Genomic DNA, 15,662 nt, shown 5'->3' with positions numbered 1-15,662 from the left:
ATGATGGCTATACGCTAATAATTCAACTGTACAAGAATTATTCTCGCTACAATCGCTCGCTTTGCCACCTGGCACGGGCTTTTCAGGCCCGTCAGTCTCGAGAAGTCCCATGCTCATCGGTAGCTATTCTCCCTCCTTGGTCGTGATCTCCCTGTTTGTCGCGATCCTTGCTTCCTATACGGCGCTGGACCTCTCCGGGCGCATTGCAACCGCCAAGGGTCGCGCTGTGTATTTGTGGATTGCCGGTGGGGCCATCGCGATGGGCATTGGCGTCTGGTCGATGCATTTCATCGGCATGTTGGCGTTGCGCCTGCCCTTTGCCCTGGGTTTTGACTTCGGTATCACCGCACTGTCGTTGTTGATCGCAGTGTTGTCCTGCGGCTTTGCGTTATGGCTCGTCAGCCAGCCCCGTTTGCCTGCCTGGCAACTGGCGTTTGGCGCGCTGATCATGGGCGCGGGCATCAGCAGCATGCATTACACCGGCATGGCGGCCATGCGCATGACGCCGGGTATCGACTACGACCCCACGCTGTTTGGCGCCTCGTTGTTGATCGCCGTCGGGGCTTCTGGCGCCGCGTTATGGATCGCGTACAACCTGCGGCGCAACACGCCCTACGTGCGTCTGGCGCGTGGCGGAGCCGCGGTGGTGATGGGCTTTGCCATTGTCGGCATGCACTACACCGGCATGGCAGCCGCACAGTTTGCCGATGAAAGTTTCTGCGGCGCGGCACTCACCGGGTTGAGCGGCAAGGGCTTGGACAATCTGGTATTGGTCACCACCCTGGCCGTGCTCGCAATCGCGTTGTTGACTTCGCTGCTCGACGCACGCCTGGAAGCCCGCACCGCCGTGCTCGCCGATTCGCTGAGCCTGGCCAACCAGGAACTGACCCACTTGGCCCTGCATGACACGCTCACCGGCCTGCCCAATCGCACGTTGCTCGCCGACCGCATTCAGCAATCCATGCAGGCCGTCAAAGAGCAGGGCGGTTGTTTCGCGCTGATGTTTATCGACCTGGACGGCTTCAAGCCGGTCAACGATGCGTTTGGCCATCACATGGGTGACCAACTGTTGCGCGAAGTGGGGCTGCGCCTGCGTGAAGACTTGCGTAGCCAGGATACGCTGGCGCGTATCGGCGGCGATGAGTTTGTGTTGCTGGTGCAATTGAGCCAACCCGACGATGCCCTGCGCCTGGCCGAGCGGCAGGTGGGGCTGATCAACCGGGCGTTCAAGGTTGCCGAGCATGAGCTGAAAATCTCCGCCAGCGTCGGTATCGCAATGTTCCCGGGTAACGGCGGCAACCCGCAGGAACTGCTGATGAACGCCGACGCCGCGATGTACCACGCCAAGGGCATGGGCAAGAACGGCTACAGCTTCTTTGATGTGTCAATGAACACCAATGCGCGAAAACAACTGCAGTTGTTGCAAGACCTGCGCAACGCCGTCGAGCACCAACAATTTCGCCTGTACTACCAGCCCAAGTTCGACGCCGTCAGTGGCATTCCGGTAGGGGCCGAGGCGTTGTTGCGCTGGGAGCATCCGCAGCAGGGCCTGTTGCTGCCGGCCACGTTTATTGAGTTGGCGGAAAAGACCGGCCTGATCATCCCTATCGGCGAGTGGGTGCTCGATGAAGCCTGTCGGCAGATGGCGCTCTGGTATGCGCAGGGCTATGAGGATTGGCGTATTGCCGTGAACCTTTCGGCGTTGCAGTTCTGCCATGCCGGATTGGTCAAGAGCGTGGCCACGGCACTGGAACGCCACCAGTTGCCAGCCAATAACCTTACCCTGGAAATCACCGAAACCACCGCCATGAGAGATGCCGACGCCAGCATGACGGTGTTGCAACAGCTTTCGGACATGGGCGTTGACCTGTCCATCGATGACTTCGGTACGGGTTATTCCAGCCTGATGTACCTCAAGCGCCTGCCCGCCAACGAGTTGAAGATCGACCGTGGTTTCGTGCGCGACCTGGAGCACGACAGCGATGATGCCGCGATTGTCTCGGCCATCGTCGCACTCGGCCAGGCCCTGGGTCTGCGCATTGTCGCCGAAGGCGTAGAAACCGACGTGCAGCAAAATTTCCTCACGCGCCTGGGCTGTAATTCCCTACAAGGTTATTTGCTGGGCCATCCGCTGCCGGCCGATGGCTTCATGGCGGATATCCAGCGCGCCGAAGATGCAGTCGCGCCTGACAAAAGCCGTGCGTGACGGGTATTCTTGGATCCAGCCATAAACATCAGGTTGAACCAGGAGACCGCACGCATGGACAAAGTCGTCATCATCACCGGTGGCAGTCGTGGGATTGGCGCCGAGACGGCATTGCTGGCCGCCCGCCAAGGCTATCGCATCTGCATCAATTACCAGTCTGACGAGGAGGCTGCCCACCGCGTACTTGAACAGGTTCGCGCGTTGGGTGCCCAGGCCATTGCCGTGCGTGCGGACGTGAGTATCGAAGATGAGGTGATCGCGCTGTTCAGCCGCGTCGATGCCGAGTTGGGCCGCGTCACGGCGCTGGTCAACAATGCCGGTACCGTGGGGCACAAGTCGCGAGTGGACGAGATGTCCGAGTTCCGCATCCTGAAAATCATGAAGACCAACGTGCTGGGCCCGATCCTGTGCGCCAAGCATGCGGTGTTGCGCATGTCGCCCAAGCATGGCGGGCAGGGCGGCAGCATCGTCAACGTCTCCTCGGTGGCGGCGCGCCTTGGCTCTCCAGGTGAGTACGTCGACTATGCCGCGTCCAAAGGTGCGCTTGATACTTTCACCCTGGGCCTCTCCAAAGAAGTCGCGGGCGAAGGTATTCGGGTCAATGCGGTACGCCCTGGCTACATCTTTACCGATTTCCATGCACTGAGCGGCGACCCGGATCGGGTCAGCAAGCTTGAATCAGGTATCCCCATGGCACGGGGCGGGCGCCCGGATGAGGTGGCGGAAGCGATTATCTGGTTGTTATCGGATAAGGCGTCGTATGCCACGGGAACATTTTTGGACTTGGGTGGCGGTCGCTGAAGCTACTCGCCATCAGGTCGGCAGATGGCGCAGCACCTCATAACCCTTTTGGGAAAACGCCTTGAGTACGCTGGCTTCCGAGTGGGTGAGGATGTTGTAGCCGTCGTTGAAGAAACCGTCGATTTTGCCGTTGCGGCTATGGCTGCCGTTCAAGGGGCGGTCGTCGAGGTTGTCGATAAACCGTAGCACCTTGTCCAGGTCGTAGGCTGCATTGGCCCTGGCGTCCGGGTCAGCGTTTGCCGTGCTCCAGTCTCCGACCTGCATCTTGAGCTCGTCTCCAACGTCGTAATGATCGCGGCTGTCCAGGAACTGTTTGAGTACAGGGCTTTGTTCGAAGATTCGATCTGCTGAGCGATGGTCACCGGCCGGCCGGCCTACAGGCCCTGTCATCTGTCGTACTTGATTCTGTTCCGATGCCTGCATGTAGTTGGGGGGCATGGGCAGTTTTTTAAGGCCAATCGAGCTGAGCAAGGTCATGGGTTACCTGGAGGTCAAGGGTGTGCTTGTCTGTGTGGTTTGAGCTTCGCTGTGGTTCCGATTTAAAACGACCGCACAATCCGCCCCAACGTCTCCATCGCTTTCTCTGACGCTTCAGTCCACGGGCTGCCGTAGTTCAGGCGAATACAGTTCCTGAACCGTTGGGTCGCCGAGAAGATCGGCCCCGGCGCAATGCTGATGCCTTGGGCCAGCGCCATCTGGAACAACTTCAACGAGTCGGTCTGCTCCGGCAGTTCCAGCCACAGGAAATACCCGCCTGCCGGCTGGCTGACCCGGGTCTGTGCCGGGAAGTAACGGGCAATTGCCGCCAGCATCGCGCTTTGCTGTTCTTCCAGGGCATAGCGCAATTTACGCAGGTGTCGGTCATAACCGCCGTGTTGCAAGTAGTCGGCAATCGCCGCCTGGGCCGGCATCGACGGGCACAGTGAGGTCATCAGCTTCAAGCGCTCGACTTTCTGCGCAAAACGCCCAGCGGCCACCCAACCGACGCGGTAACCCGGCGCCAGGCTCTTGGCAAACGAGCCGCAATGCATCACTAACCCTTCGGTGTCGAACGCCTTGGCGGGTTTGGGCGCTTGTTGACCGTAATATAGCTCGGCGTATACATCGTCTTCGATCAAGGGCACTTGGTGGCTGCGCAGCAGTTCCACCAACGCTTGTTTCTTGGCTTCCGGCAGGGTAGCGCCCATGGGGTTCTGGAAGCTGGTCATGGTCCAACAGGCCTTGATCGGGTAGCGCTCCAAGGTTTGCGCCAAGGCGCCCAAGTCGATGCCATCGCGCGGGTGCACGGGAATTTCCACGGCCTTGAGTTTCAGGCGTTCCAGCACTTGCAGGCAGGCGTAAAACGCCGGCGCTTCGATGGCCACCAGATCGCCCGGTTCAGTGACGGCTTGCAGGCACAGGTTCAGGGCTTCGAGGGCGCCGTTGGTGATCAGCAGCTCTTCCATAGGCAGCATCAGACCGCCGACCATGTAGCGCAGCGCAATCTGGCGGCGCAGTTGCGGGTTGCCCGGTGACATGTCGGTGACCACCATGCGCGGGTCCATTTCACGGCCGGCGCTGGCCAAGGAGCGGGCCAGGCGCGGCAACGGGAACAGCATGGGGCTTGGGAATGCCGAGCCAAACGGTACGGTGTTCGGGTCCTTGATCGAGTCGAGTACCGAAAACACCAACTCGCTCACATCGACTTCGGTGGATTCATGCACCTGTTCGCTGACCACCGGCTCGGAAAACGGACTGGGTGCGTGGGTATTGACGAAGTAGCCAGAGCGGGGCCGCGCACGGATCAGGCCGCGGCGCTCCAGCAGGTAATAGGCTTGGAACACGGTGGACGGGCTGACGCCGTAGGTCTGGCTGGCGTATCGGACCGACGGCACGCGCTGGCCGGGGCCGAGTACGCCGGAGCGGATCAATTCTGCAATGTCGTCGGCGAATTTTTCGTAGCGTTTCATGGCAGCCTTAAACAAATTTTTAGAATGTGCACGGAGCCAATTGTGGGAGCGGGCTTGCTCGCGAATGCGGTGCTTCAGTTAATCAATCAAGTGACTGATACACCGCCTTCGCGAGCAAGCCCACACACATTTGGATCTTCATCTATTCACACTGGTTTCAGCGGTTCAACGGGGCGACGAAGCGGCTATCGGCCGCGCTATAGACCCACGGTTCATCCACGTCCGTTACCTTGAAGCGCAAGGTCTGCGAACTGCTCGCCGGCTTATCCGCCAGCAACGCCACCGACACCGGCACATCGCTGATTTCTCCCGGCGCCAGGCTGATCTCGGTCTTGCCGTGCAGCTGGAAGTCATCCGCATCCACCAGTTCCAGGCGGTAATCCTGGCGCTGCTGGGTCTTGTTGATCACCTTGAGGCTGTAGATGTTCTCGATCTGCCCTTGGGCATTCTCGCGGAACATGCCCCGGTCCTTGGTCACGTCCAGCGACACCATCGGCCGTTCCACCAGCGCCACTACCAAGGCGGCAATCATCACCAGCAGCACGGCACTGTAGCCGATCAGGCGTGGCCGTAGCAGGTTGGTTTTACCACCTTGCAGTTGATGCTCGCTGGTATAGCTCACCAGCCCACGGGCATACCCCATCTTGTCCATGATCGAATCACAGGCGTCGATGCACGCCGCACAGCCGATGCATTCCATTTGCAGGCCGTCGCGGATGTCGATGCCGGTGGGGCACACCTGCACGCACAGCTGACAATCGATGCAATCACCCAGGCCGACGGCGGCGGGTTTGACCTCACGTTTGCGCGGGCCACGGTTTTCGCCGCGAGCTGCATCGTAGGAAATAGTCAGGGTGTCCTTGTCGAACATCACGCTTTGGAAGCGCGCGTACGGGCACATGTGCATGCACACTGCCTCGCGCAGCCAGCCAGCGTTGATGTAGGTGGCGGCGGTGAAAAACAGCACCCAGAACAGGCTGACGCCGCCTATTTGCCAGGTCAGCAGTTCAGCGACTAGCGGGCGGATGGGCGTGAAGTAGCCGACAAAGGTCAACCCGGTCAGCACGCTGATGCCCAGCCACAAGGTGTGCTTGGCCGAACGCCGCGCCAGTTTGTTCAGGCTCCATGGTGCGTTATGCAGTTTGATGCGCTGGTTGCGCTCGCCCTCGGTGACCTTCTCGCACCACATGAACAGCCAGGTAAACGAGCTTTGCGGGCAGGTGTAGCCGCACCACACGCGGCCGGCGAATACGGTGATCGCGAACAGCCCGAAGGCGCAGATGATCAGCAACGCCGACAACAGGATGAAGTCCTGAGGCCAGAAGGTTGCGCCAAAAATATGGAATTTGCTTTCAGCCAGGTCCCACAGCACGGCTTGGCGTCCTCCCCAGTTCAGCCACACGGTGCCGAAAAAAGCCAAGAACAGAAAACCAGCCCCTGCTACGCGCAAGGTGCGGAACAGGCCGGTGAAGCTGCGGGTATGGATCAAGTTGTCGCTGGATTTGGCCTTCACCTTCTTTGGGTGAATGGGCACAAAGGTTTCCACGGTTGGGATTCGTTCGCTCATGGTCGTTCGCTCATCAGCCTCCATCAGGCCGATGAACTATGCGCGTGGCTCTGTTTGCATAACAGACTCAGCTATGGCGATAAAAAGCGGATCAGATGGGGCGTGCGCTCACCACTGCGACAATGTGCTGCACCCCGTTTTGAAAGGGATGCAGCTAGATTTTTGCAGTGCTGATACAGATCAATCAAATCGCCGAACCAGGCTCGGTGACCTTCTTGTGCTGACGTCCATCGATGGCGCCGGCCACGGTCAAGGCATCGGCTTCCTGTTCAGTGATGTAGACCCGATCTGCGTCCAGTTGCACATAGGACATGGCCTTGGGAATGTCGGTGCTGACGGTGACGTCGGCCGCCTGCAGGCTGTGTTCCTGGCCGTCTTCGTTGACCTTGAAGTAGCAGGTCTGATTTTCAATGCGTACCGGCATGACGCTCTCCTTTTTATGGGCTGGTAAAGGTTAGGTTCACCTTGCGCATCAAGTGTTCCAGGCAACTGACTGACGGTCGGCGCTGTCCATCGTTTACCAACAATGACAAAGGACGGCTCCCATGGACGCTTGGTGGCATGAAGTGTGGCAAACCCTGCAGGCTGAATTCGCCGATATCGGTGACGCGAAGCAACTGACGCAGATCACCGTGCGCTTGCTGATCGCCGCCGTGCTGGGCGGCATTCTGGGCTTTGAGCGCGAGAGCAAGGGCAAGGCGGCAGGTGTGCGCACCCATATGCTGGTGGCGCTGGGTGCTGCGTTGTTCGTGATGGTGCCGCAGATGTCCGGCAACCAGGCTGATGCCATGAGTCGGGTAGTGCAAGGGGTGATCGCCGGGATCGGCTTTCTGGGGGCCGGCACCATCATCAAGGGCAAGGATGATGAGGAAGGTCATGTCAAAGGCCTGACCACCGCCGCCGGGCTTTGGATGACCGCTGCGATTGGGGTGTCGGCCGGGTTGGGCCGGGAATCGACAGCGGTGCTGAGTACCTTGCTGGCGTTGGCGGTGTTCAGTGTCATGCCGAAAATCGTCAGGCGTTTTGAGAAGGACTGACGATCACCGGAGGCATGGTCGTCGGTGGTTCCTCAACCGGTGGCGGCAGGTTTTCCGGTGGTTCTTTCTCTGGAATCGGCTCCGGTTCGCTGGGCGGCAACGTCGGATTGTCGATATTTGGGTCCGGGGTTTCAGCCGGGATCGGGATATTCATCGGTGTGGCCTCCTTTGTGCTTTGCTCTATCGGTGGACAGCCGCCGGCGCGAATTGATTCCCCGCTCAATGGCGGCACATCCACCTGAACTTTTAACCGAGGCCTGGGCTCGGACCTATTACGGCCCTGCTCAGGGAGAGCGCCGCCGTATCAGAATTCGGATCAAGCAAAGAGCGTCCACAGGGCGTAAGGGGAAGATGCTCGATGACTGCTGAAACACTGACTCCAGATCAATCCTTGTTACCGCTGTCCCAGGCGTTGTTGCTGCCCAGGATCGCCATCGAAAGCACCACGCCTGTGATCGACGGCGGTGAATTCGCCGTAAAGGCCGTGGTTGGCCAGCGTATTTCTGTTACCAGCAAAGTGTTCGCCGACGGTCACGATAAGCTCGCCGTGCTGATCCGCTGGCGTCCGTTGGCCGACGAAAGCTGGCACAGCGTGGTAATGAGCGATGTGGGCAACAACGGCTGGGAGGGTGCGTTTACCGTGGAGGCCATTGGCCCTCATGAATATTGCATAGAAGCCTGGATCGATACGTTCGCCAGTTTCTGCTACGAACTGCGCAAGAAACACGAAGCCGGCGTGCCGGTGAGCCTCGAATTGCAGGAAGGCCGCAGCCTGGTGCTACAGGCCGCCGAGCGCAGTGACAATGAACTGCGCGACCGCCTGATGCTGTTGCACCACGAACTCTCCGGCCTGCTGGAAACCGAGCAAGTAGCGTTGTTCCTGCACGAACACAGTGCACACCTGATGACCCAGGCCGATCACCGCGCCTACTTGAGCATCAGTACCGTGTACCCGATTGATGTGGAGCGTAATGCAGCGCTGTTTGCCAGTTGGTATGAGCTGTTTCCGCGCTCGATCACCGACGATCCGGCACGCCACGGCACATTTAATGACGTGCACTCGCGCCTGTCGATGATCCATGACATGGGCTTCGACGTACTGTACTTCCCGCCAATCCATCCAATCGGTCGCAGTCACCGCAAAGGCCCGAATAACTCCCTCACTGCTGGTCCGGATGATCCGGGCAGCCCCTATGCCATTGGCAGCGAGGAGGGCGGCCATGAAGCGATTCACCCACAACTGGGCAGCCGCGATGATTTCCGCCGGTTGGTAAAGGCCGCCGCCGATCATGGCTTGGAGATCGCCCTCGACTTCGCCATCCAATGCTCCCAGGACCACCCGTGGCTCAAGCAACACCCCGGTTGGTTCAACTGGCGCCCAGACGGCACGATCAAATACGCGGAAAACCCGCCGAAAAAGTATCAGGACATCGTCAACGTCGACTTCTACGCGGCCGACGCGATTCCTAGCCTGTGGACCGAGTTGCGCGACATTGTGGTCGGTTGGGTGGAAGAGGGCGTGAAGACTTTTCGTGTCGACAATCCCCACACCAAGCCGCTGCCGTTCTGGCAATGGCTGATCAGTGATGTGCGCGCCAAGCACCCGGAAGTGATCTTCCTCGCCGAAGCCTTTACCACCCCGGCCATGATGGCGCGGCTGGGCAAGGTCGGTTATTCCCAGAGCTACACCTATTTCACTTGGCGCAACACCAAGGCCGAACTGAGTGAGTATTTCACCCAGCTGAATGAATCGCCGTTGCGCGAGTGCTTCCGCCCGAACTTCTTCGTTAATACGCCAGATATCAACCCAGGCTTCCTGCACGAGTCAGGACGCCCGGGCTTCTTGATTCGCGCGGCGCTGGCCACCATGGGCTCGGGGCTGTGGGGCATGTATTCAGGCTATGAGCTGTGCGAAGCCGCGCCCGTGCCCGGCAAAGAGGAATACCTGGATTCGGAGAAGTACCAGATCCGCGTTCGCGACTTTACTGCGCCGGGCAACATCATTGCCGAAATCGCCCAGCTCAACCGCATCCGCCGGCAAAACCCGGCATTGCAGACGCATCTGGGCTTGAAGCTCTACAACGCCTGGAACGACAACATCCTGTACTTCGGCAAGCGCAGTGACGATGGCGGCAACTTCATCCTTGTTGCAGTGAACCTCGACCCCTACAACGCTCAGGAAGCGAATTTTGAGTTGCCATTGTGGGAATTGGGCCTGCCGGACGATGCCCAGACCCAGGGTGAAGACCTGATGAATGGCCATCGCTGGACCTGGTATGGCAAGACCCAGTGGATGCGGCTGGAGCCACATACGCCGTTTGGTATTTGGCGCATTACCACTTCTTAAGCCCAATGGAGATCAACAGTGTGGGAGCGGGCTTGCTCGCGAATGCGGTGCATCAGTCATAGGTGGATCAACTGGAAGACCGCATTCGCGAGCAAGCCCGCTCCCACAATTGACCGCATTTTGCCTGCAGTATTTTAGTGTTATCAGGAGTTTCCAATGGCGAAGAAACCCACCCGAGCCACCTTCATCAAAGACCCGCTCTGGTACAAGGACGCGGTGATCTACCAGGTTCACGTCAAATCCTATTTCGACTCCAACAACGACGGTATCGGCGACTTTCCCGGCCTGATCGCCAAGCTTGATTACATCGCTGACTTAGGTGTGAACACCATCTGGTTGCTGCCGTTCTATCCCTCGCCACGCCGCGACGACGGCTATGACATCGCTGAATACCGCGGCGTGCACAGCGACTACGGCACGATGGCCGATGCCAAGCGCTTTATCGCCGAGGCTCACAAACGCGGGTTGCGGGTGATTACGGAGCTGGTGATCAACCACACCTCCGACCAGCACCCTTGGTTCCAGCGGGCGCGCAAGGCCAAGCCTGGTTCGGCAGCGCGGGACTTTTACGTGTGGTCCGATGACGATCAAAAGTACGACGGCACCCGCATCATCTTTCTCGACACCGAGAAGTCCAACTGGACCTGGGACCCCGTCGCCGGCCAGTACTTTTGGCACCGTTTCTATTCCCACCAGCCGGACCTGAATTTCGACAACCCGCAAGTGATGAAAGCCGTGCTGTCGGTGATGCGCTATTGGCTGGACATGGGCATTGACGGGCTGCGCCTGGATGCCATTCCTTACTTGATCGAGCGCGATGGCACCAACAATGAAAACCTGCCTGAAACCCACGAGGTGTTGAAGCAGATCCGCGCCGAGATCGACGCGCATTATCCTGACCGCATGCTGCTGGCCGAAGCCAACCAATGGCCAGAGGACACTCAGTTGTACTTCGGCGACAAAAAAGGCGATGACGGCGACGAGTGCCATATGGCCTTCCATTTTCCGCTGATGCCGCGCATGTACATGGCGCTGGCCCAGGAAGATCGCTTCCCCATCACCGACATTCTGCGACAGACCCCGGAGATTCCCGCCAATTGCCAATGGGCGATCTTCCTGCGCAATCACGATGAACTGACGTTGGAGATGGTCACCGACAAAGAGCGCGACTACCTGTGGAATTACTACGCCGCCGACCGCCGTGCGCGGATCAACCTGGGGATTCGCCGCCGTCTCGCACCCCTGATGGAACGCGATCGCCGGCGGGTGGAATTGCTCAACAGCCTGCTGCTGTCGATGCCCGGCACGCCGACCCTGTATTACGGCGATGAAATCGGCATGGGCGACAACATCTACCTTGGCGACCGCGACGGCGTGCGCACGCCGATGCAGTGGTCCATCGACCGTAACGGCGGTTTCTCCCGCGCCGACCCAGCCAGCCTGGTGCTGCCGCCGATCATGGACCCGCAATATGGCTACCAGTCGGTCAATGTCGAGACCCAGACCCAGGACCCGCATTCGCTGCTGAACTGGACCCGGCGCATGTTGGCCGTGCGCAAGCAGTCGAAGGCGTTTGGCCGGGGCAGCTTGAAGATGCTCTCGCCCAGCAACCGCCGCATCCTCGCGTATACCCGGGAGTTCACCGGTGAGGATGGGCGTACGGAAATCATCTTGTGCGTGGCCAATGTCTCTCGCAGCGCCCAGGCCGCCGAGCTGGACCTTTCGGCATTTGCCGGCATGGTTCCGGTGGAGATGCTCGGCGGTAATGCATTCCCGCCGATCGGCCAACTGAATTTCCTGCTGACCCTCGCGCCCTACGGCTTTTATTGGTTCGTGTTGGCGGCGGAAAACCAGATGCCCAGTTGGCATGTGGAGCCTGCGCAGAGCATGCCGGACTTCACCACCCTGGTGTTGAAACAGCGCATGGAAGAGCTGCTGGAGCCGCTGTGCCGCGCCACGCTAGAACAGACTTCACTGCCGGCCTGGCTGCCAAAACGACGTTGGTTCGCGGGTAAGGACACGGCCATCGACAGCGTGCATATCGCCTACGGTGTGCGTTTTGGCGACCCGCAGCACCCGGTATTGCTCAGTGAGATCGACGTGACCAGCGGCGGCCAGGTCAGCCGGTACCAGTTGCCGTTCGGTTTCCTTGGCGAAGACCAATTCACCAGCGCCTTGCCTCAGCAGTTGGCGCTGGCCCGGGTGCGCCGCGCGCGCCAGGTGGGTTTGGTCACCGACGCATTCAGCCTTGAACACTTTATTCGGGCGGTGATCCACGGCTTGCAGGCTGGCACGGTGTTGAACGCCAGTGAGGGCGACCTGCGTTTTGAGGCCACGCCGCACTTGGCCAAACTGCAGCTGACCCGAGAGTCCGAAGTGCGTTACCTGTCGGCAGAGCAGTCCAACAGCTCCGTGGTGGTGGGGGAAAGCCTGGTGCTCAAGCTGATCCGCAAAGTCGCGTCCGGCGTACACCCGGAACTGGAAATGAGTGCCTACCTGACCGCTGCTGGCTACCCCAATATCTCGCCGCTGCTGGGTTCGGTGATTCGCCGCGATGGGGCAGGGCAAGACAACCTGCTGATGATTGCCCAGGGTTACCTCAGCAATCAGGGCGATGCCTGGGCCTGGACGCAAAACAGCCTGGAACGGGCGATTCGTGATGAGTTGGCCGGGGCCATGTCTGAGCAAGAGCAGCACTACAACGCCCTGGGCGAGTTGAAAGACTTCGCCGGCCTGTTGGGTCAGCGGTTGGGCGAAATGCATGGGGTACTGGGCGCGAAAACCACCGATAAGGACTTCAAGCCCGAAGTCACCAGCGTCAAGGACACGCAAACCTGGGCCAAGGACGTGGGCGCACAGATCGACCGCGCCCTGCAATTGCTCAAACTTCATCAACATCAGTTGAACCCTGCCGATCAGGCGCTGGTCAGTGATTTGCTGGCACAGAAAAAAGCCATCGCCAGTCACGTCCAGGCCCTGGCGAAAGCCACGGCGGGCGGGCTGCGTATTCGGGTGCATGGGGATTTGCACCTGGGCCAGGTGCTGGTGGTGAAGGGTGATGCCTACCTGATCGACTTTGAAGGCGAGCCGGCCCGTCCGCTGCATGAACGGCGCGGCAAGCACAGCCCGTATAAAGATGTGAGCGGCGTGCTGCGCTCCTTTGATTACGCGGCAGCCATGGCGCTGAATGGGCAGGGAGTGGACCACTCGCCCGAAGCGGACTTGGCGCGTAAACGCGTGACCGATCGTTATTTGAAAGAAGCACGCCAGGCATTTATCCAGGCTTATCAGGCAGCTACGTCTACACTGGCGCATGACTGGCAGGAAGCCCGCGGCCAGGACGCAGCGCTGACGTTGTTCAGCCTGGAAAAGGCCGCGTATGAAGTGGCTTACGAAGCGGAAAACCGCCCGACGTGGCTGCCGGTGCCCCTGAAAGGGTTGCACGGGTTGCTCAGCGGGATTGCACCTATATCGAAAACTGCACGCGGTGGGGAGACGTCATGAGCTTTACACATAAAGAACCGCTGCAACCGAAGTTGACTGCATTGCCGGCGTCCAAGGACGTCGAGGCGCTGGTACGCGCCGAACACCAAGACCCATTCTCGATCCTGGGGCCGCATGAGGATGAGCACGGCGGCCAGTTTATTCGCGCGTTTTTGCCTGAGGCCTTGAGCGTCCAGGTGTTGGCGCGCGATAACGGAGAACAGATCGGCAGCCTGGATGCGACCCAGGTGCCGGGTTTGTTTGTGGGGCACTTCAACCATCGCCAGCCGTACTTGCTCAAGATTCAGTGGGCCGGTGGTGAGCAGGTTACTGAAGACCCCTACAGTTTTAGCCAGTTATTGCTGGGTGAAATGGACCTGTACCTGTTTGCCGAAGGCAATCACCGTGACCTCAGCAGTTGCCTGGGCGCTCAGGTGACCAGCGTCGACGGTGTGCAAGGCGTACGCTTTGCCGTGTGGGCGCCGAATGCGCGACGAGTGTCGGTGGTCGGTGACTTCAATATTTGGGACGGTCGTCGTCATCCCATGCGCCTGCGACATCCGTCTGGCGTATGGGAGATCTTTATCCCGCGCCTGCAACCGGGCGCGGCCTACAAGTACGAGATTCTCGGTGCCAACGGCATTCTGCCGCTCAAGGCCGACCCCGTGGCGCTGGCCACTCAACTGCCACCCGACACAGCGTCCAAAGTCGCAGAGCCGTTGCAGGTGGACTGGCAGGACCACGAATGGATGCAGTCGCGCGCCGAGAAGCAAAAAACTTCAGCGCCGCTGTCCATCTATGAACTGCACGTAGGTTCCTGGCAGGCCGAGTTGGACGAGGCGGGTGAGGTGGCCCGCCAGTACAACTGGCGGGAGTTGGCCGAGCGTTTGATTCCCTACGTGCAGCAATTGGGCTTTACCCACATCGAGCTGATGCCGATCATGGAACACCCGTTCGGCGGCTCCTGGGGCTACCAGGCGCTGTCACAGTTCGCCCCTACCGCGCGGTTTGGCTCGCCGGAAGATTTCGCCTACTTCATTAACGCCCTGCACCAGGCCGATATCGGCGTGATCCTTGACTGGGTGCCGGCGCATTTTCCTACCGATACCCACGGCCTGGCACAGTTTGATGGCACGGCGTTGTACGAATACGCCAACCCGCTGGAAGGCTTCCACCAGGACTGGGACACGCTGATCTACAACCTGGGCCGCACCGAAGTGCATGGTTTTATGCTGGCTTCGGCACTGCACTGGCTGAAACACTTCCATGTCGACGGCCTGCGGGTGGATGCCGTGGCGTCGATGCTCTACCGCGACTATTCGCGCAAGGCAGGGGAATGGGTACCCAACCGCCATGGCGGCCGTGAGAACCTGGAAGCCATCGACTTTTTGCGCCATTTGAACGATGTGGTCGCCCAGGAGGCGCCAGGCGCCCTGGTGATCGCCGAGGAATCCACCGCCTGGCCTGGCGTGAGCCAGCCGACCCAGCAGGGTGGCCTGGGCTTCAACTACAAATGGAACATGGGCTGGATGCACGATTCGCTGCATTACATCCAGCAAGACCCGGTGTACCGCGCTCATCACCATAACGAGCTGAGTTTCGGCCTGGTGTATGCGTGGTCCGAGCGCTTTATCCTGCCGATCTCCCACGATGAAGTGGTGCACGGCAAGCACTCGCTGATCGACAAGATGCCCGGCGACCGCTGGCAGAAGTTTGCCAACCTGCGGGCCTACCTGGCGTTCATGTGGATGCATCCCGGTAAGAAACTGCTGTTCATGGGCTGCGAATTCGGCCAATGGCGCGAGTGGAACCACGACCAGCAACTGGACTGGTACCTGCTGCAATACGCCGAACACAAAGGCGTGCAGAAGTTGGTCGGCGACTTGAACCGCCTGTACCGCGAGGAACCTGCCCTGCACGAGCAGGACGACGCGCCACAGGGTTTTCAATGGTTGATCGGCGACGATGCGATCAACAGCGTCTACGCCTGGCTGCGCTGGAGCAAGGACGGCAAGCCGGTGCTGGTGGTGGCCAACTTCACACCGGTCCCGCGTGCGGCCTATTCGGTGGGCGTACCCTTTGCAGGCCGCTGGAACGAGGTCATCAACAGCGATGCCGACACATATGCTGGCTCCAACTACGGAAATGGGGGGGAAGTGTTCACCCAAGATGAGCCGCGCCATGGGCAACCGGTGTCGCTGTCGTTGAATCTCCCGCCGCTTGGCGTATTGATTCTGCGGCCGGAAGCGCTTTAAGGGCTCTACCGTGCTGG

At 59.8% G+C, this 15,662-nt stretch carries 11 protein-coding genes; 6 read left to right on the top strand and 5 right to left on the bottom strand.

Going from position 1 to position 15,662, the window contains the following annotated elements; translation table 11 throughout:
* The first annotated feature begins 109 nt into the window (after positions 1 to 109).
* A complete protein-coding gene (locus HF257_RS26340) occupies positions 110 to 2,206 on the top strand; it encodes a putative bifunctional diguanylate cyclase/phosphodiesterase (RefSeq protein ID WP_185709085.1) in 2,097 nt (698 codons plus the stop codon).
* A gap of 54 nt (positions 2,207 to 2,260) precedes the next feature.
* The gene (locus HF257_RS26335) at positions 2,261 to 3,007 is read left to right on the top strand and encodes an SDR family oxidoreductase (protein ID WP_185709086.1); all 747 of its coding nucleotides are present in this window, start codon (positions 2,261 to 2,263) and stop codon (positions 3,005 to 3,007) included.
* 12 nt (positions 3,008 to 3,019) lie between these two features.
* Here the strand turns inward: HF257_RS26335 and HF257_RS26330 are convergent, their stop codons facing one another.
* The 4 genes from HF257_RS26330 to HF257_RS26315 form a co-directional block, all read right to left on the bottom strand.
* Entirely contained in the window at positions 3,020 to 3,484 is a 465-nt protein-coding gene (locus HF257_RS26330; protein ID WP_233081507.1) for a hypothetical protein, read from the bottom strand.
* Between the two features lie 62 nt (positions 3,485 to 3,546).
* The gene (mapR, locus tag HF257_RS26325) at positions 3,547 to 4,956 is read right to left on the bottom strand and encodes a GntR family transcriptional regulator MpaR (protein ID WP_185709087.1); all 1,410 of its coding nucleotides are present in this window, start codon (positions 4,954 to 4,956) and stop codon (positions 3,547 to 3,549) included.
* A 157-nt stretch (positions 4,957 to 5,113) separates the two neighbouring features.
* On the bottom strand, positions 5,114 to 6,523 hold the full coding sequence (ccoG, locus tag HF257_RS26320) for a cytochrome c oxidase accessory protein CcoG (protein WP_185709088.1): 1,410 nt from the start codon (positions 6,521 to 6,523) through the stop codon (positions 5,114 to 5,116).
* Between the two features lie 184 nt (positions 6,524 to 6,707).
* Positions 6,708 to 6,947: a DUF3203 family protein gene (locus HF257_RS26315; RefSeq protein WP_185709089.1), complete on the bottom strand. Its 240-nt coding sequence runs from the start codon at positions 6,945 to 6,947 to the stop codon at positions 6,708 to 6,710.
* Between the two features lie 121 nt (positions 6,948 to 7,068).
* On the opposite strand from HF257_RS26315, the gene HF257_RS26310 reads away from it, so the two are divergent.
* Complete coding sequence (locus HF257_RS26310) at positions 7,069 to 7,560, top strand: MgtC/SapB family protein (RefSeq protein WP_185709090.1); 492 nt, start codon at positions 7,069 to 7,071, stop codon at positions 7,558 to 7,560.
* Here the strand turns inward: HF257_RS26310 and HF257_RS26305 are convergent.
* Complete coding sequence (locus HF257_RS26305) at positions 7,538 to 7,714, bottom strand: hypothetical protein (protein WP_185709091.1); 177 nt, start codon at positions 7,712 to 7,714, stop codon at positions 7,538 to 7,540. The genes HF257_RS26310 and HF257_RS26305 overlap by 23 nt on opposite strands.
* A 204-nt stretch (positions 7,715 to 7,918) precedes the next feature.
* Between HF257_RS26305 and HF257_RS26300 the strand changes: the two genes are divergently transcribed.
* The 3 genes from HF257_RS26300 (at position 7,919) to glgB (ending at position 15,645) form a co-directional block, all read left to right on the top strand.
* Positions 7,919 to 9,907, top strand: coding sequence for an alpha-1,4-glucan--maltose-1-phosphate maltosyltransferase (locus HF257_RS26300; protein WP_185709092.1), 1,989 nt, complete (start codon positions 7,919 to 7,921; stop codon positions 9,905 to 9,907).
* A 156-nt stretch (positions 9,908 to 10,063) separates the two neighbouring features.
* A complete protein-coding gene (gene treS, locus HF257_RS26295; RefSeq protein WP_185709093.1) occupies positions 10,064 to 13,411 on the top strand; it encodes a maltose alpha-D-glucosyltransferase in 3,348 nt (1,115 codons plus the stop codon).
* Entirely contained in the window at positions 13,408 to 15,645 is a 2,238-nt protein-coding gene (gene glgB / locus HF257_RS26290) for a 1,4-alpha-glucan branching protein GlgB (RefSeq protein WP_185709094.1), read from the top strand. The genes treS and glgB overlap by 4 nt, the downstream gene beginning before the upstream one ends.
* The last annotated feature ends 17 nt before the right edge of the window (positions 15,646 to 15,662 follow it).

It is taken from the genome of Pseudomonas cremoris, assembly GCF_014230465.1.
This window is presented reverse-complemented; position numbering and strand designations above follow the sequence as displayed.